Source organism: Salinicola sp. MIT1003 (assembly GCF_001858555.1).
GTDB lineage: Bacteria > Pseudomonadota > Gammaproteobacteria > Pseudomonadales > Halomonadaceae > Salinicola > Salinicola salarius.
On the sequence record NZ_MCAP01000009.1, the window covers coordinates 24,255 to 41,372 of the forward strand.

The following is a 17,118-nucleotide window of genomic DNA, read 5'->3' on the forward strand; positions in this document are numbered from 1 at the left end:
GTTTTCGTTTCAGACCTCGGACCTCGATCCTCGGATCTCGGACCTCAGACGCTCAAGCCCGTCGTCTCGTCCACGCCCAGGTGAACGTTCATGTTCTGCACCGCGGAGCCGGCGGCACCCTTGCCGAGGTTGTCGAGCCGCGATACCAGGCAGACCCGCTCTTCGTTGCCGAACACGAACAGGTCGACGCGGTTGGTCTCGTTGGCGCCCCGAACGTCGAAGAAGCCGTTGTCCAGGTTGTCGATCTCCTCGAAAGGCCTGACCTGGACGAACGGCTCGCCGGCGTAATGGGCGCGATAGGCGTCGAGCAGATCTTCCGCCCGCACCCCGGCCGGCAGATGGGAAAGCTGCAGCGGTACGTTGACCATCAAGCCTTTCAGAAAGGGGCCGACGATCGGCGAGAACACCGGCGGCCGGGCCAGGCGACCGTGCTGCTGCATTTCCGGCAGGTGCTTGTGGCCGAGCGCCATGGCATAGGGGCGCGGCGCGTCGAGACGGCCTTCGCTGCTGGATCTTTCTTCGATAGCGGCTTCGTAGTCCGCGATCATCTTCTTGCCGCCGCCGCTGTAGCCGGTCAGCGAGAAGGCGGAGAGCGGGTAGTCCGCCGGCAGCAACCCGGCATCCACCAGCGGACGTACCAGCAGAATGAACGCGCTGGCGTGACAGCCGACATTGGCGATGCGCTTGCTGGCGCGAATCCGCTCCCGCTGGCCGTCGCTCAGTTCGGGCAGCCCGTAGACCCAGTCGGGATCGGTGCGGAACGCCGTGCTGGCATCGATCAGGCAGGTCTCCGGATTCTCGACCATCGCCGCTGCCTCGCGGGAGGCCGCGTCCGGCAGGCACAGGAAGGCGACGTCGGCGGCGTTCAGCAGCCGTGCCCGCTCGGCCGGGTCCTTGCGCTTGTCGCTGTCGATGCGCAGCAGCTCGATGTCGTCGCGAGCCTGGAGATAGTCGAACAGCCGCAGGCCGGTGGTGCCTTCCTGTCCGTCGACATAGACCTTGAAAGAGCCCTTGGATGGGCGCTTGAATGAGTCCGGAGATGCCATGGGCGTTGTCCTGCCGTTGATCTTTGACGAGGTCGTGGTCGCGGTATTGTGCGGATTCGGGCTCAGCTTGTCATGCCGTTGAGCGGTCTGGCCGCCAGTCGGGATTCTCCCTGGCACTCCTGGGCGCAGCGCTCGATCCGCCGGCAGGCCTCGCGCAGACGCTCGGCATCCACGGTCAGGCTCAGGCGCACGAAGCCCGCGGCGGAGGCGCCGAAGGCCTCGCCTGCGAGTACCGAAACGCCGTGCTCGTCGAGCAGCCGGTCGGCGAAGGCGTGCGTGCCGAGCCCGGTGGCGCGGATATCGATCATCATGAACATGCCCGCGGCGGGCGGCAGCGTGGCGACGGTCTCGCTGTCGCGCAGCATCTCGACCACGGCATCGCGGCGTTCCCGGTAGGTATCACGCATCGCGGCCAGCGCTGCCGGCGGTTCGTCCAGCGCGGCGATGGCGGCGTCCTGAATGAACGGCTGGCATCCGTAGAGCATGCACAGGGCGAGATTGACCAGGTGCGACATCAGCTCTCGGGGGCCGACGACCCAGCCGAGCCGCCAGCCGGTCATGGCGTGGGACTTCGACAGGCTGCTGATGACCACGGTGCGCTCGCGCATGCCTGGCAGGCTGTCGGGGCTTACGTGTTCGCCGTCGAAGATCAGATCGGCATAGACCGCATCGACGATCAGCCACAGATCGTGTTCGCGACAGAGCGTGGCGATCGACTCCCACATCGCCGGGGACAGGCACTGGCCGGTGGGGTTGTGCGGGCTGTTGAGCAGAATCGCCTTCGTGCGCGGCGTGATCGACGCCTCGATGGCGGCTACCCGCGGCTGGAAACCGTCGTCGGCGGACAGCGGCACCCACACCGGCACGGCGCCGGTGGCCTGCACCACGGCCTCGTAGGTGACGTAGGCCGGCTCGGGAATGATGACTTCGTCACCGGGATCGAGCAGGCACTGGGCCGTGGCGTAGAGACCGCACTGCGCCCCCGCGAGCACGGCGACGTGGTCTGCGTCGGTCTCGGCATGGCCACCGTGGCTGCGGTGGAAGGCGGCGATGCGCTCGCGCAGGGCGTGCTTCCCCTGCACGTCCGCGTAATGGGTCGCGCCACTGCGCAGGCTGGTGACGGCGGCCTCGACGATGGAAGGCGGCGTGTCGAAATCGGGATCGCCGACCGACAGGATGATGACATCTTCGCCGCGGGCCTGACGCGCCTTGGCGCGGAAGTGGATGTTCCAGGCGCTGGCGCCTTCGCCGGCGATGCGCTGTGTCAGTGCGGAATAGGACATGGCGGTTCCGTGTTGCGGACAAGGATATCTTGGCAGCCTAACGGTTCGTCGGCTTGGCGAACAGAGCGTCCAGCCCATGCAGTGGCGGTAGCGTTATGCAACGAAAGTTTTACAGGATACGAATTGCCGGTTGTCGCTTCCGGTCAATGTTGCGGCGTCTCATGACAAAACGTGGGCCCGCTCGGCACCCACAATGAGAGCCATCGCAACGCACCTGCCGGTGCGCTCATACACTGCCCCGTGCCGGGATCGGCTCGGGGCCGGACCGAGAGGCTCCTCCATGAATCGCGACGTCATCCTCACCTGTGCTGTCACCGGTGCCGGCGATACTGCCGGCAAGCATCCGGATCTTCCGATCACCCCCAAGCAGATCGCCGACAGCGCGCTGGACGCCGCCCGTGCCGGGGCCAGCATCGTTCATCTGCACGTTCGCGATCCGGAAACCGGCGGCGTCAGCCACTCCACCGATCATTTCCGCGAAGTCGTCGAGCGCATCCGCGAATCCGATGTCGATGCGGTGATCAACATCACCGCCGGCGGCGGCGGCGACCTGTTCCCCGAGATTCGCGACGGCGTGATTCATGGTCTCGAAGGGACCGACCTGCAGACAGCGGCCGAGCGCCACGAGCCGGTGGGCCAGCTGCTGCCGGAGCTGTGCACGCTGGACTGCGGCAGCTTGAACTTCGGTGACATGGTCTACCTCAACAGCGCCGATTGGCTGCGCGAGCATGCGCGTCTGATCCAGCAGGCCGGGGTCAAGCCGGAGCTCGAGTGCTTCGACCTGGGCCACGTCTGGTTCGCGCGGCAGCTGGTCGACGAAGGACTGATCGATGGCGATCCGCTGTTCCAGCTCTGCCTGGGCATTCCCTGGGGCGCCGAAGCGGACACCGAGACCATGCTGGCGATGCGCAACAAGCTGCCGGAGAACGCGATCTGGTCGGCGTTCGGGATCGGCCGCCAGCAGTTCCCGATGGTGGCGCAGTCGGTGCTGCTCGACGGTCACGTGCGGGTCGGCCTGGAAGACAACCTCTATCTGAACAAGGGCGTGTTTGCGACCAACGCGCAACTGGTCGAGCGGGCCGCGACCCTCGTCGAGAATCTCGGTGGCAAGGTGCAGACGCCGCAGCAGACCCGTGAGTCGCTGGCACTGCGCAAGCCCTGATCCCTACTGATGGTCCCCAGGGTTCGCGCCCACGGAACCGGCCGTCGGCATCGTCCGGCGGCCGCTACCTTTTCCCTACCCGATTTCGAGAAATGTGATGAACGCTACCACGCTTCCCAAGACCGTCGCCGTGATCGGCACCGGCGTGATCGGCAACGGCTGGATCGCCCGCGCCCTGGCTGCCGGCTGCCGTGTGACCGCCTTCGATCCCGATCCCGCTGCCGCCGCGCGCACTCGCGCTTTCGTCGAGCGCGCCTGGCCGTCGCTCGAGCGGCTCGGGCTTGCCGATGACGCCGATTCGAAGGCGCTGACCTTCGTCGATTCGCTGGAAACCGCGGTGAAGGGCGCCGAGCTGATCCAGGAGAACGTCCCCGAGCGACTGGCGCTCAAGCACGACGTGCTGAGCCAGCTCGACGCGCTGGCCGAGCCGGACGTGGTGATCGGCTCCTCGACCTCCGGCATCAAGCCGAGCGATCTGCAGTCCGCCTGCCAGAAGGCCCCGGGCCGCGTGATCGTGGCGCATCCGTTCAATCCGGTCTATCTGCTGCCGCTGGTGGAACTGGTCGGTGGCGAGCACACCGCGCCGGTGGTGATCGAGCGCGCTCAGGCGCAGTACGCCGCGCTGGGCATGCGTCCGCTAGTGGTGCGTCGCGAGATCGAAGGTCATGTCGCCGATCGTCTGATGGAGGCTCTGTGGCGCGAGGCGCTGCATCTGGTCAACGACGGCGTCGCCACTACCGAGGAGATCGACGCGGCCGTGGTCTACGGCTGTGGTCTGCGCTGGTCGCTGATGGGGACGTTCCTCACCTTCCACCTGGCCGGTGGCGATGGCGGCATGCGCCACATGCTGCACCAGTTCGGGCCGGCGCTGAAACTGCCGTGGACCAAGCTGGAAGCACCCGAGCTGACCGACGAACTGATCGAGAAGGTAGCCGATGGCTGCGAGCATCAGGCGGCCGGACGCAGCGTTGCCGAGCTCGAGACACGCCGCGATGCGTTTCTCACCGAGTTGCTCGAGCTGACCCAGAAATATTGGCCGGAAGCCGAAGGGCTCCAGGGTCGAATCTGATCAACGAGGCGTATCCGATGAGCGAGACGACGACCGAACCGCTGTTCAAGACCCGGGTGCAGGACGCCTGGGTCGATTACAACGGCCACATGAACGATGCCGAATACGCCAGGGTCTTCTCGCTGGCGGTGGAGGCGCTGATGGATCGCGTCGGTCTCGACGAGGCCGGCCGTGCCGAGCACGGCTACACGATCTACACCCTCGAGACGCATCTCTGCTACCGCCAGGAAGCGCATCGTGGCGAGGCGCTGGCGGTGGCGCTGACGCTGCTGGACAGCGACGCCAAGCGTCTGCACCTGCTGTTCACGCTGACCAATGTCGATGGCGATACGCTGGCGACCAGCGAACAGATGCTGATGGGGATCGACGTGGCCAGCGGCCGCCCGGCACCGTTTCCCGAGCCGGTGGCCGCGAGCGTCGAGATGCTACCGAAAGCCGGAGACGAATGGCCGAAGGCCGCCGGCCGCAGAATCGGGATCCGACGCTGATTGGTCACCAGCCGTTGGAAGCACCATCGACCCCGCTGGAAACCGCGGGGTCGATGCGTTCCAGATAGCATCCCTGCAGCCAGCGGCGTGAGATCGGCACCAGCGTGGCGGATGCCCCGGCGCGAAGGTTGCTCTAAAACGCCATTTTCTTGCGGTTATTGGTCGCGATCGATCGTGGATGAAGGCGCCGCGGCGGGGCGGCGAGTATCGCTCGGCGCTTGGGCATAGCGCTGGCGATAGGCGCGGGAGAAGCTCGAGGCCGAACTGAAACCGCAGGCCAGGCCGATGCTCAGGATGTCGCGGTCGGTTTCTTCGAGCAGATGACGGGCGCGGTCCAGGCGCAGTTCGAGATAGTAATCCCGCGGGCGCTTGCCGAGTTCCTCGAGAAACAGGCGCTGAAGCTGACGCAGCGACAGGCCGATGCGTTCGCTGAGCGCCGTCATCGACAGCGGCTGCTCGAGATGCTGCTCCATCAGCGCAACGGCATCGACCAGCGGGCGGCGGTGCGTGCCCAAGCGTTTCGCCAACGGCAGGCGTTGATGGTCCTGGCGCGGGCGCAGGCGGGCGTGGATCAGCTGTTCGGAAATAGCGTCGGCCAGGTCCTGGCCGTGGCGACTGGCGATAATGCTCAATGTCATGTCCATGGCGGCGGCACCCCCGGCGCAGGTGAAGCGGCGGTTGTCGATCTCGAACAGCGATTCCACCGCGTCAAGCCCCGGGAAGCGCTCGCGAAAGGCGGGCAGGCTTTCCCAGTGCAGCGTCAGGCGATGGCCGTCGAGCAAGCCGACTTCGGCGAGGATCAGCGGGCCGGTATCGATGCCGCCCAGCAGACAGCCTTCGCTGGCCTGGCGATGCAGCCATTGCGACAGGCGACGCGACAGGTCGCGCTCCGGCTCGAAACCGGCACACACCGCCAGGGTCGGCAGGGAAGGGGCATCGGCCAGGCCGCAATCGACGAGCAGGGTCATGTCGTTGCTGGCGGTGACCGGCTGGCCGTCTTCGCTGATCAGCAGCCACCGGTAGAGCTCGCGGCCAGCCAGTCGATTGGCGATTCGCAGCGGCTCCACCGCGGAGAAGAACGCCATCATCGAAAAGCGCGGGACGAGGAGAAAGCCCACGGGCTCGGGGAAGGGGCCTGCGTAGTCCAGGCGCATGATTCGTTACTCCGAAGCGGCGGAACACAGCGGTGGACTTGGGGGATCCGTACGACTGCTGCGCTCATGATGGCAAAAAAACCAAGGGGAAACACGAGGAGCGGGAGCCGCGCCGCCGATACCGGCGCTTGTCCTGGATACGCTCGGACGTCGGCGAGCCGATACGACACCATGATCCAGCGGCACGAACACGGGAAACTGGCTACGCTGCGAACATGATCGATTCCACGAGCCACTCTCGCAGATTCCTGACGCGCCGACAGCGCTGCGCCTGTTGGCTCGTCTGTCTCTTGTTGGGCGGCATCCTGGCAATGACGGCGCTGGCCCAGTCGCCGGCCGCGAATCGGGCGCTGGTGCTCACCCTCGACGACAGCATCAATCCGGCGACGCGGGATTACGTCGAACGCGGCATCCGTCGCGCCGAGTCGATGGACGCCGAACTCCTCGTCGTCGAACTCGACACGCCCGGCGGTCAGGTCGAGTCGATGCGTCGGCTGGCGCAGACGATCCTCGCCGCCAGGGTGCCGATCGCGACCTATGTCACTCCGAGCGGGGCGCGGGCAGCCAGCGCCGGCACCTATCTGCTCTATGCCAGCCCCATCGCGGCGATGACGCCGGGCACCCATCTCGGTTCGGCCACGCCGGTGACCCTGGGCGGAGAGACGCCCGAGGACGCCAACAGCCAGGCGATGCGCCAGAAGATGATCGAGGATGCCGTGGCCACGATTCGTGGCTACGCCGAACGTCACGGCCGCAACGCCGACTGGGCCGAGCAGGCGGTCCGCGAGGCGGCCAATCTCGGCGCGAAGGAGGCGCTCGAGCGCAATGTCATCGACGTGGTGGCCGTGGATCTCGATGATCTGATGGCGCAGTTGGATGGCCGGCAGGTCGAGCTGGAAGACGGGATGCGAACGCTCTCGACTGCACAGATCGAACTCGTTCGCGAAGCGCCGGACTGGCGCACGTCGCTGCTGTCGCTGATCGCCAACCCCACCGTGGCCTACGGCCTGCTGCTGATCGGCTTTTACGGGCTGGTGTTCGAACTCGCCAGCCCCGGCACGCTGGTGCCGGGCGTCATTGGCGGCATCAGCCTGATGCTGGGGCTGTTTGCCTTTCAGGTGCTGTCGATCGATCTGGCCGGCCTGGGGCTGGTGCTGCTGGGGCTGGCCATGATTGTCGGCGAGGCCTTCCTGCCCAGTTTCGGCGCGCTCGGCGCGGGCGGTATCGCCGCATTCGTGATCGGTTCCATTCTGCTGATGGACGAGGCCAACAGTGCCGTGGCGTGGCCGCTGATCGGCGGCACGGCGCTGGTGGCGGCCGGCTTCCTGCTGTGGGGCGTGATGCGCCTGATGGGAGTACGGCGACGCATGCCCTTGACCGGCCGCGAGGAGTTGATCGGTGCCGAGGCCGTGGCGCTGGGGGATTTTACCGCCGGACGCGGCAAGGTGCTGCTGCACGGAGAGCGCTGGCAGGCGCGTGGCAAGGGGCCTATCCGGAAAGGCGACAGGCTGCGCGTCATGGCGCTGGACGGCTTGACCGTCAGCGTGGAACCCACGAGCGTCGAGCGTTCCCCGACGTCGATTTGAAACCGATATGCCGAAGCCTTTCGATATCAGGCTGAAGAAGCGGCAATCGGTTTTCCCATGGAGGAGACGAGATGATGTTCGCCTATCTGGTACCTGTGGTACTGCTGATTCTGCTGTTGCTGGCCTCGATCCGGATTCTGCCGGAGTACCGTCGCGGCGTGGTGTTTTTTCTGGGCCGCTTTCAGGACGTCAAGGGTCCGGGGCTGTTCTTTCTGATTCCGGTGGTGCAGAAAATGGAGGTCGTGGATCTGCGCGTCATCACCATGGACGTGCCGGAACAGGATGTCATTTCCCAGGACAACGTCACCGTTCGCGTCAACGCGGTGCTCTATTTTCGCGTCGTCGATCCGCAGAAGGCGATCATCCAGGTCGAGCATTTCGTCAATGCCACCAGCCAGTTGGCCCAGACCACGCTGCGTTCGGTACTGGGCAAGCACGATCTCGACGAGATGCTCTCCGAGCGCGACAAGCTCAACGACGACATTCAGGAGATCATCGACGCCCAGACGGAGGCGTGGGGCATCAAGGTGGCCAATGTCGAGATCAAGCACGTCGATCTCGACGAGAGCATGATTCGCGCCATCGCCCGTCAGGCCGAGGCCGAACGCGAACGCCGGGCCAAGGTGATCCACGCCGAGGGCGAACAGCAGGCGGCCGAGAAGCTGGTCGAGGCGGCCGATATCATGTCGCGCAACCCGGCGGCGCTGCAGCTGCGCTATCTGCAGACCATGAGCGACATGAGCAACAAGAACGCCTCGACCATCGTCTTTCCGCTGCCGATGGACATCATGGAGGCGTTCAAGACCATGGCGGGATTCGATCCCCGAAAGTCCGACTCCAGGCCGCCGGAAGAGATCTGACTCCGGGTCACCGTGTCGGCGGGAGCGTGTATGCTTGAGATTCATTCCGCCGATAGAACAGGGAGTCCCGCTTGGCCACGTCACAACCTCCTTCGCCACACCGGCCATCCGCGCTCGCCATCTTCGATCTCGACGACACGCTGCTCGACGGCGACTGCACGCATCTGTGGCTCGAGTGGATCATCGATTGCGGCTGGGTCGAGGATGGCGAGGCGCTGCTGGCACGGATGCGCGAGCACGACAGACAGTACCACGCCGGTACGCTGAACATGACCGACCATCTGCGTTTCACGCTAGCGCCGCTGGTCGGCCGTTCCCGTCAGGTCGTGCGGGAACAGGTCGAGGCGTTCGTCGATGCCAGGGTGCGTCCGCGCCTGATGCGGGAAGGGGTGGAACGGCTCCAGACACACAGCCGGGATGGACACGCCACGCTGGTGATTTCCGCCTCGATGCACCATCTGGTCGAGCCCATCGCGCACGCCGTCGGCGCAGACGGTGCGCTAGCCTCGCTGCCCGAGTTCGATACCGACGACCGCTTCACCGGCGAGCCGACCGGCATCCAGACCTACCAGCGCGGCAAGCTCGAGGCGTTTGCCCAGTGGCTCGACGCTCACGACACCGGCTTCGCCGAAGGCTGGGAGACCTGGGGCTACAGCGATTCCTTCAACGATCTGCCGTTGCTCGAGTTCGTCGATCATCCGCATGCCACGCAGCCGGACGAGCGTCTGCAGGCAACCGCCGAGGCGCGGGGGTGGCCGATCCTGCGGTGGCGCTAGTTTTCTTGCGACTCCAGATTGCGGCTGGAAGCCGCCTGGGCCTGCCCGTTGTCGCGACGCAGGGTCATCGGGCTTGGGTGAGATAACCATGGGAATCAATCGTCCTGATTGAAATAACTCATGACGGGACACCGTTGCGTCGTTGGTAACTGGGGTATATTTTGTCAACCAAGGTTTAACTTGATAACCAGGGGATCATCACCTTGGCGTTGACCATCTCCAGAGGCAATCGTGTCCAACTCCTTGACCCAAGCCCGTGACGAACATCTGACGGCGCCAGCAGCTTCCCGGCGTCGTTCGACGCTGTCGCGCTTTCTGCCGTTCTTCGGGCCGGCAATGATCGCGGCGGTGGCCTATATCGATCCGGGCAACTTCGCCACCAACATCGAAGCCGGCTCGCGCTATGGCTACGTGCTGCTGTGGGTCGTGCTGTGGGCCAACCTGATGGCGATGGTGATCCAGACGCTGTCGGTGCGGCTGGGGCTGGCAACCGGCAAGAATCTGGCGGAGATGATTCGGGAGCGCTATCCGCGGCCGCTGGTCTGGTTCTACTGGGTCCAGGCCGAACTGGTGGCGATCGCTACCGATCTGGCCGAATTCCTCGGTGCCGCGCTGGCGTTCAACCTGCTGTTCGGCATGACGATGCTCGAAGGGGCGCTGCTGACCGGGGCGATCACCTACGCGGCGCTCTACATGCAGCGTTTCGGCTTTCGCCTGCTCGAGATCATCATCGGCAGCATGCTGCTGGCGGTGGCTGCCGGGTTCGTCATCCAGATCGTCATGGGGCGCCCCGAGGCCGCGCCGGCGCTCGAGGGCTTGCTGCTGCCCGGGTTTCCGGATGGCTATGCGGTATTTCTCGCCGCCGGCATTCTGGGCGCGACGGTGATGCCGCACGTCATCTATCTCCACTCGTCGCTGTCGCAGCGACGCGTCGCGACCCATACCGACGAGCAGCGTCGCCGTGCCATGCGCTACTACCGGTGGGACGTGGTGATCGGAATGGGAATCGCCGGTGTCATCAACCTTTCGATGCTGGCACTGGCCGCTTCGGTCTTCTTCGGCAACGGGCGTACCGGCGTCGCCACGATCGAGCAGAGCTACCAGTTGCTGGCGCCGCTGATGAACCAGGAGCTGGCGAGCACCCTGTTCGGCTTCACGCTGCTGATGGCCGGGTTGTCCTCGTCGATCGTCGGCACCCTGGCGGGGCAGGTGGTGATGCAGGGCTTCGTCGGTTTCACCATCCCGCTGTGGCTGCGGCGCCTGATGACCATGCTGCCGGCGATCGTGGTGATCATGCTGGGATTCCCCGAGCAGCAGGTTCTCGTCGCCAGCCAGGTGGTGCTGAGCTTCGGGATCCCCTTCGCGCTGATCCCGCTGATCCACTTCACTGCCCAGCACCGTCTGATGGGCAATCTGACCAGTCGCCCCTGGGTGACCGGGCTGGGATGCGTCATTGCGGCAGTCATCATCTTGCTGAATGGTTATGTGTTGGCCTTCGAGTTGCTGTAGGCTCTCTAGGTAGGACGCGCGCGGGCGGACTCCTGAACGACCCCCGCCGCCCATCATTTCTGCCCGTCGACGAGAACACCATGTCAGCAACGCCACGCCCACGTTATGCCCGCTTCGAGCGCACGCGTCTCGATCACCAGCAGGAGCTGGTGGAAGATTACGTGGAGGAGATCGCGCAGCTGCACCGCGACCACGGCGAGGCCCGGGCCAGCGATCTGGCCGAACGGTTCGGCGTCAGTGCCGCTGCGGTCTCCAAGGTGATCGCCCGGCTCAAGCGTGACGGTCTGGCCGAGGCGCGCCCGTATCGCGGCGTCTTTCTGACCGAGAAGGGCAGCGAACTGGCCGAGAAGGTCGAGGCGCGCCACCAGCTGGTGCTGTCGACACTGCTGGCGCTCGGTGTACCGCCCCATGTGGCCGAAGCCGATTCCGAAGGGATCGAGCACCACTGCAGCGATGCCACCGTCGAAGCCATGCAGCGCTTTCTCGAAGTGCATGATCGCTGATACGCCGATACTTTCCTGATCTGCCGATAGCCGTTCCCGGGAATTCCGTCTGGGAACCTTTCGACGTTGGTGGTAGACTCCTGCGCGCTGAAACTTTGATCATTCCACGACGCGCTCGACAGGTCGCTCCCATGCAAGACCGCATCGACAACACCATCGCTGGCATGACGCCACCCTAGCGTAACGCCCCACCCCGGCGTGCCTCTTGCGCGCGCTTCGCTGTCTCCGATACCCCTGTATCTGCACGACGGCATGTTCTTGTTCGACCCATTCAAATCAAACTCTTGCCGCGACTGCGTGGCCGTCGTTCGACTGCACGCTGTATCGATCCCGTCGACGACCGGGCGATACCGGTGGCCATTCCGCTTTGGCTGACGGGCGGATCGGCGCGATCGGCAACGGCCTATCGCGGCTCATGACAGGGAACTGCCCATGTTAGAAACGATAAAACAGCACTGGTTTTCCAATATTCGCGCCGATGTGCTGGCCGGCACCGTCGTCGCGATGGCGCTGATCCCCGAGGCGATCGCCTTCTCGATTATCGCCGGCGTCGATCCCAAGATTGGTCTCTATGCATCGTTTTCCATGGCGGTGGTGATCGCTTTTGCCGGCGGTCGGCCGGGGATGATCTCTGCCGCCACCGGCGCCACGGCGCTGTTGATGGTGACCCTGGTGCGCGATCACGGTCTGGAGTACCTGCTGGCGGCAACGCTGCTGACGGGGGTGCTCCAGATCGTGTTCGGCTATCTCAGGCTGGGCGAGCTGATGCGCTTTGTGTCGCGCTCGGTGGTCACCGGTTTCGTCAATGCCCTGGCCATCCTGATCTTCATGGCGCAGCTGCCGGAGCTGACCGGCGTGACCTGGCATGTCTACGCGATGACGGCGGCCGGGCTCGGCATCATCTACCTGTTTCCGTACCTGCCGGTGGTCGGCAAGATGTTGCCATCGCCGCTGGTATGCATCGTGGTGCTGACGATCGTCTACATGGTCAGCGGCATGGATATCCGTACTGTGGGCGACATGGGCGAGCTGCCGGATTCCCTGCCGGTGTTCCTGTGGCCCGACGTGCCGCTCAATCTCGATACGCTGATGATCATCCTGCCGTATTCGCTGGGTATCGCCGTCGTCGGCCTGCTCGAGTCGATGATGACTGCAACGATCGTCGATGAACTGACCGATACCTCGAGCGACAAGAACCGCGAGTGCAAGGGGCAGGGCATCGCCAACATCTTCTCCGGCCTGCTCGGCGGCATGGCGGGCTGCGCGATGATCGGCCAGTCGGTGATCAACGTGAAATCCGGTGGACGCACGCGTCTCTCCACGCTGGTGGCCGGTGTCTTTCTGCTGATTCTCGTCGTCTTCCTGGGCGACTGGGTCTCGCAGATTCCGATGGCCGCCCTGGTCGCGGTGATGATCATGGTTTCGATCGGGACGTTCAGTTGGGAGTCGATCGTCAACCTGCGCCGCCACCCGATGTCGACGAACATCGTCATGATCGCCACCGTCGCCGTCGTCGTTACCACTCACAACCTGGCGATCGGTGTGCTGGTCGGCGTGCTGCTGGCGTCGCTGTTCTTCGCCAACAAGGTGGGGCAGATTCTCTACATCGGGAGTCGCATGGACGATGACGGCAAGACGCGCAACTATGAGGTCGTGGGACAGGTGTTCTTCGCATCATCGACCCGCTTCAATGCCGGCTTCGATTTCAAGGAGGCGGTCGAGCGCGTCACGATCGACGTTTCCCGCGCCCACTTCTGGGATATCACGGCGGTCGAGGCGTTGGACAACGTGGTGATCAAGTTCCGCCGCGAAGGCGCCGAGGTCGAAGTGGTGGGCATGAATCAGGCCAGTGCCACTCTGGTCGATCGTTTCGGGGTGCATGACAAGCCGGATGCCGTAGAGAAGCTCATGGGTCACTGACCCCGATTATCGGGCCGAGCTGGCCCGCTTTCGATCATCAACCAAGAACGGCTGAAAGGAGAATCCCATGAGTGAACGTCAGGTTCTGGCCTGCATCGACGATTCGCGTCACGCTTTCGCGGTGTGCGCCGCGGCTTCCTGGGCCGCCGAACGGATCGGCGCCCCGCTCGAGCTGATGCACGTGCTGAGCAAGGCGCCATGTCTCGGCGCTACCGATGCCAGCGGGCAGATCGGACTCGGAAGCCGCGAGCACCTGCGCGAACAGCTGACCGAGCTCGACGAGCAGCGTGCCAGGCTGGCTCAGCAGCACGGTCGCGAATTGCTGGAAGCCGCCCGCGGCCAGGCCGAGCGCCTGGCCCCGAATACCACGGTCTCCACTGCGCTGCGTCACGGCAATCTGATCGAATCCCTGGTCGAGCGTGAGCCTCAGGCACGCCTGGTCGTGCTGGGCAAGCGCGGCGAGTCGGAGGATGAAACGCTAGAACATCTCGGCGGCAATCTGGAGCGGGTCGTGCGCACGCTGCATACCCCGATTCTGGTGACGCCTCCGGAATTCCAGCCGCCCTCGAGACTGCTGCTGGCTTTCGACGGTGGCCGGACGACCCGCAAGGGCGTCGAGATGATCGCCGAGAGCCCGCTGCTCAACGGTCTGATCTGTCACGTGATCATGGTCGGGGCCGGTACCGACGATCAGCGAGCCCAGCTCGAGTGGGCGCTGAATCGGCTTCGCGAGGGGGAAGTCGACGCCCAGGGCACGATTCTGGCCGGCGACGTCGACGAGATGCTCGCCGACTACGCCGACCAGCATCGGATCGACCTGATGATCATGGGAGCCTACGGCCACTCGCGGATTCGCCACCTGCTGGTCGGCAGCACCACGACGGCCATGCTGCGCCATGCGCGGACGGCAACGCTCATTCTGCGTTGATATTGGTACCGCACTGACTGGGGTACCTGTAACCGACCGATCGCCACGACGCTCGTCGTGGCTTCCGATCAGACGTCGTGGCGGGAGGGCGGCGCCGGCTGATGTTGCAGAAAGCGCGACAGCCGCTCCGCCTGACTCTCGCCGACCTGACACAGCTGCCAGGCGATTTCGGCGTACTGCATGAGTGTCGGCAGCATTAGCTGCAGGCGATGTGCGTCGTTCTCGTGGCGCTGTGCCTCGGCGTCCAGCCATTCGAAGAGTTGCGCCAGGCGAGTGTAATTCACGTCACCCCGGCCGCTGTTGCCGCGCAGGGCATCGACCGCCAGACAGCGCATGACGCTGCGCTTGTTGGGATCGAGACCCTCCTTGTCCAGCAACGCTTCGGCATGCTGTACGAACTGGCTCATCAACTGGGACAGTTCGGCCGCTTCCAGCTGGCGGCGCACCGCATCCTGGCTTTCGATCAGCGCCTGCTGCTGGCGCGTCAGCCCTCTCACCAGAATCACCAGTTGCACGCAGAGCCAGCCGGCCAGTACCAGCGTCAGTAGATACAGGCCCAACGGTGCCAGCGCATCGGCCGGCAGCGGCCAGCGCAGGTCGCTGGCGAGCACGCCGCCAGCGGCCAGCGCCAGCAGCATGATGATGATCAGAGCGATGGAAATGCCAGATTTCATGCGATGTCCATAAAAGAGGGGCGTCTAGAAGAGGGCGCCTAGAAGAGAGACGTCGTCTCCATGACGCTTTATCGGCGCTGGATGGCGATCCTTGAGCATTGTCTAAAATGGGTCTTCATGCGTCCCGTACAGGGAGGCATTGCACACGTGGCCAATTCGAATGTGGGTCCATCCTCTGCATTGCACGAATGCCGATTCTCCGCATACTGAATGGCAGTCGGCTTCCTGCGGTCATTCGGCGCTTTCATTCAGATACGATCATCCGGAGAGCGTTTCGAGAATCGTGCCGCCGATAGGACAACCATTGTCATTGACAGAAGCGTGTCGGGATTAGAAGAAGCGTGTCGGGATTAGAATCGGGATTAGAAGAAGGAGAGGTCATGTCACTGGAATCCACGGTGCCTTCCGAGGTCCAACTGGGATGCGACGAGCTGTCCCGGCGTCTGGGCGAAGCCTGTCTGGCACGAGGCGTTCGGGTGACAACGGCGGAATCCTGCACCGGGGGCGGCGTCGCCAGCGCCATCACCGCGATCGCCGGTAGTTCCGCTTATTTCGAAACCGGTTACGTGACCTATTCCAATGCCGCCAAGCAGCGCCTGCTGGGAGTCTCGAACGTGACGCTGGAGACGCACGGCGCCGTCAGCGAGGCGACCGTGCGCGAAATGGTCGCTGGCGCCTGCCGTGACAGCGGCGCGGAGCTTGGCGTTGCGGTCAGCGGCATTGCCGGCCCGGAGGGTGGCAGCGCCGAGAAGCCGGTGGGTACGGTGTGGTTCGCCTGGGGCGATGAAAGAGACCAGCATGTACGCTGCCTTCGCTTGCCCGGCGATCGCCAGGGCGTGCGTGAGCTGGCCGTGTCGGTGGCACTGGCCGGGTTGATAGAATTGCTGTCGCAAAGTGGCCCTGAGGCATGATCCGCATCGGCGACGACGCTGACGTCGCGACCGTTATCAGAACTTGATCGAAAAACTTCGAACGGGGATAGGCGCGCGACGGTTTTTTCGCCATACTACTGTCTAATCATACAGTATGTGAGCCGAGCGCCGTGACCGGCGTTGCCCCGTCTCACCCTGCGCATTCATAGGAGACGTTCATGGCACAGGACGAAAACCGCAGCAAGGCACTCAATGCGGCTCTGTCACAGATCGATCGCCAATTCGGCAAAGGCACCGTGATGCGCCTGGGTGACACCCCGCGTACCGCGATCCCGGTAGTCTCGACGGGCTCTCTGGGGCTGGATATCGCACTGGGTGTCGGCGGCCTGCCTTACGGCCGTGTCGTCGAGATCTTCGGCCCGGAATCTTCGGGCAAGACGACGCTGACGCTGTCGGTCATCGCCCAGGCGCAGAAGGACGGCAAGACCTGCGCCTTCATCGATGCCGAGCACGCACTCGATCCCAGCTACGCCGAGAAGCTGGGCGTCAATCTCGACGACCTGCTGGTATCGCAGCCCGATACGGGCGAGCAGGCGCTGGAAATCTGCGACATGCTGGTGCGCTCGGGTGGTGTCGACGTCATCATCATCGACTCCGTGGCGGCCCTGACGCCGCGTGCCGAGATCGAAGGGGAAATGGGCGACTCCCACGTTGGTCTGCAGGCGCGTCTGATGTCACAGGCGCTGCGCAAGATCACCGGCAACATCAAGAACGCCAACTGCATGGTGGTGTTCATCAACCAGATCCGCATGAAGATCGGTGTCATGTTCGGCAGCCCGGAGACCACCACCGGTGGTAACGCGCTGAAGTTCTACTCCAGCGTGCGCCTCGATATTCGTCGCATCGGCTCGGTCAAGCAGGGCGACGAGGTCACCGGCAACGAGACCCGGGTCAAGGTGGTCAAGAACAAGGTGGCGCCCCCGTTCCGGCAGTCCGAGTTCCAGATCCTGTACGGCAAAGGCATCTACCACGCTGGCGAGGTCATCGATCTCGGCGTCCAGTGCAATCTGGTGGACAAGGCCGGTGCCTGGTACAGCTACAAGGGCAGCAAGATCGGTCAGGGCAAGGCCAATGCCGCGCAGTATCTCGAGGAGCATCCCGAGACGATGACCGAGATCGAAGACCAGATCCGGGCCCAGCTGCTCGCCACGCCGACGACGCAGGAAAAGGCGCCCGAGGCTGCCGCTGCCGAAAGCGACGACGCCAACGATTCGTTGCTGTAAGGCTT

16 protein-coding genes are annotated in these 17,118 nt (G+C 64.4%); 12 read left to right on the top strand and 4 right to left on the bottom strand.

Translation table 11 applies throughout. The features are described from left to right. Positions 1–44: 44 nt before the first annotated feature. Positions 45–1,046, bottom strand: coding sequence for an N-acetyl-gamma-glutamyl-phosphate reductase (gene argC / locus BC443_RS04375; RefSeq protein ID WP_071230637.1), 1,002 nt, complete (start codon positions 1,044–1,046; stop codon positions 45–47). A gap of 62 nt (positions 1,047–1,108) precedes the next feature. Further along, positions 1,109–2,329: a pyridoxal phosphate-dependent aminotransferase gene (locus BC443_RS04380; protein WP_071230638.1), complete on the bottom strand. Its 1,221-nt coding sequence runs from the start codon at positions 2,327–2,329 to the stop codon at positions 1,109–1,111. A 280-nt stretch (positions 2,330–2,609) separates the two neighbouring features. On the opposite strand from BC443_RS04380, the gene BC443_RS04385 reads away from it, so the two are divergent. The 3 genes from BC443_RS04385 to BC443_RS04395 all read left to right on the top strand — a co-directional run bounded on the left by BC443_RS04385 (position 2,610) and on the right by BC443_RS04395 (position 5,048). Beyond that, complete coding sequence (locus BC443_RS04385) at positions 2,610–3,491, top strand: 3-keto-5-aminohexanoate cleavage protein (RefSeq protein WP_071230639.1); 882 nt, start codon at positions 2,610–2,612, stop codon at positions 3,489–3,491. Between the two features lie 97 nt (positions 3,492–3,588). Continuing rightward, positions 3,589–4,560, top strand: a complete 972-nt coding sequence (locus tag BC443_RS04390) for an L-carnitine dehydrogenase (RefSeq protein WP_071230640.1) — start codon at positions 3,589–3,591, stop codon at positions 4,558–4,560. 17 nt (positions 4,561–4,577) lie between these two features. Beyond that, entirely contained in the window at positions 4,578–5,048 is a 471-nt protein-coding gene (locus tag BC443_RS04395) for a thioesterase family protein (RefSeq protein WP_071230641.1), read from the top strand. Between the two features lie 155 nt (positions 5,049–5,203). Here the strand turns inward: BC443_RS04395 and BC443_RS04400 are convergent, their stop codons facing one another. Next, entirely contained in the window at positions 5,204–6,202 is a 999-nt protein-coding gene (locus BC443_RS04400; RefSeq protein ID WP_071230642.1) for a GlxA family transcriptional regulator, read from the bottom strand. A 215-nt stretch (positions 6,203–6,417) separates the two neighbouring features. On the opposite strand from BC443_RS04400, the gene BC443_RS04405 reads away from it, so the two are divergent. The 7 genes from BC443_RS04405 (at position 6,418) to BC443_RS04435 (ending at position 14,284) form a co-directional block, all read left to right on the top strand. After that, positions 6,418–7,788 (top strand): nodulation protein NfeD, encoded by a 1,371-nt coding sequence (locus tag BC443_RS04405; protein WP_071230643.1) that lies wholly within the window; start codon positions 6,418–6,420, stop codon positions 7,786–7,788. Positions 7,789–7,859: 71 nt separating this feature from the next. Continuing rightward, complete coding sequence (locus tag BC443_RS04410) at positions 7,860–8,648, top strand: slipin family protein (protein ID WP_071230644.1); 789 nt, start codon at positions 7,860–7,862, stop codon at positions 8,646–8,648. A 71-nt stretch (positions 8,649–8,719) separates the two neighbouring features. Further along, complete coding sequence (locus BC443_RS04415) at positions 8,720–9,424, top strand: HAD-IB family hydrolase (protein ID WP_071230645.1); 705 nt, start codon at positions 8,720–8,722, stop codon at positions 9,422–9,424. 231 nt (positions 9,425–9,655) lie between these two features. Next, positions 9,656–10,933: an Nramp family divalent metal transporter gene (locus tag BC443_RS04420; protein ID WP_247643222.1), complete on the top strand. Its 1,278-nt coding sequence runs from the start codon at positions 9,656–9,658 to the stop codon at positions 10,931–10,933. Between the two features lie 80 nt (positions 10,934–11,013). Further along, the gene (gene mntR / locus BC443_RS04425) at positions 11,014–11,436 is read left to right on the top strand and encodes a manganese-binding transcriptional regulator MntR (RefSeq protein WP_071230646.1); all 423 of its coding nucleotides are present in this window, start codon (positions 11,014–11,016) and stop codon (positions 11,434–11,436) included. Between the two features lie 432 nt (positions 11,437–11,868). Continuing rightward, the gene (locus BC443_RS04430; protein ID WP_071230647.1) at positions 11,869–13,356 is read left to right on the top strand and encodes a SulP family inorganic anion transporter; all 1,488 of its coding nucleotides are present in this window, start codon (positions 11,869–11,871) and stop codon (positions 13,354–13,356) included. A 67-nt stretch (positions 13,357–13,423) separates the two neighbouring features. Next, complete coding sequence (locus BC443_RS04435; protein ID WP_071230648.1) at positions 13,424–14,284, top strand: universal stress protein; 861 nt, start codon at positions 13,424–13,426, stop codon at positions 14,282–14,284. 68 nt (positions 14,285–14,352) lie between these two features. Here the strand turns inward: BC443_RS04435 and BC443_RS04440 are convergent, their stop codons facing one another. Then, the gene (locus BC443_RS04440) at positions 14,353–14,958 is read right to left on the bottom strand and encodes a hypothetical protein (RefSeq protein ID WP_071230649.1); all 606 of its coding nucleotides are present in this window, start codon (positions 14,956–14,958) and stop codon (positions 14,353–14,355) included. A 380-nt stretch (positions 14,959–15,338) separates the two neighbouring features. Between BC443_RS04440 and BC443_RS04445 the strand changes: the two genes are divergently transcribed. Together BC443_RS04445 and recA are read left to right on the top strand one after the other, a co-directional pair. After that, positions 15,339–15,869, top strand: a complete 531-nt coding sequence (locus BC443_RS04445) for a CinA family protein (RefSeq protein ID WP_071230650.1) — start codon at positions 15,339–15,341, stop codon at positions 15,867–15,869. Between the two features lie 179 nt (positions 15,870–16,048). Continuing rightward, positions 16,049–17,113 (top strand): recombinase RecA, encoded by a 1,065-nt coding sequence (recA, locus tag BC443_RS04450; RefSeq protein WP_071230651.1) that lies wholly within the window; start codon positions 16,049–16,051, stop codon positions 17,111–17,113. The last annotated feature ends 5 nt before the right edge of the window (positions 17,114–17,118 follow it).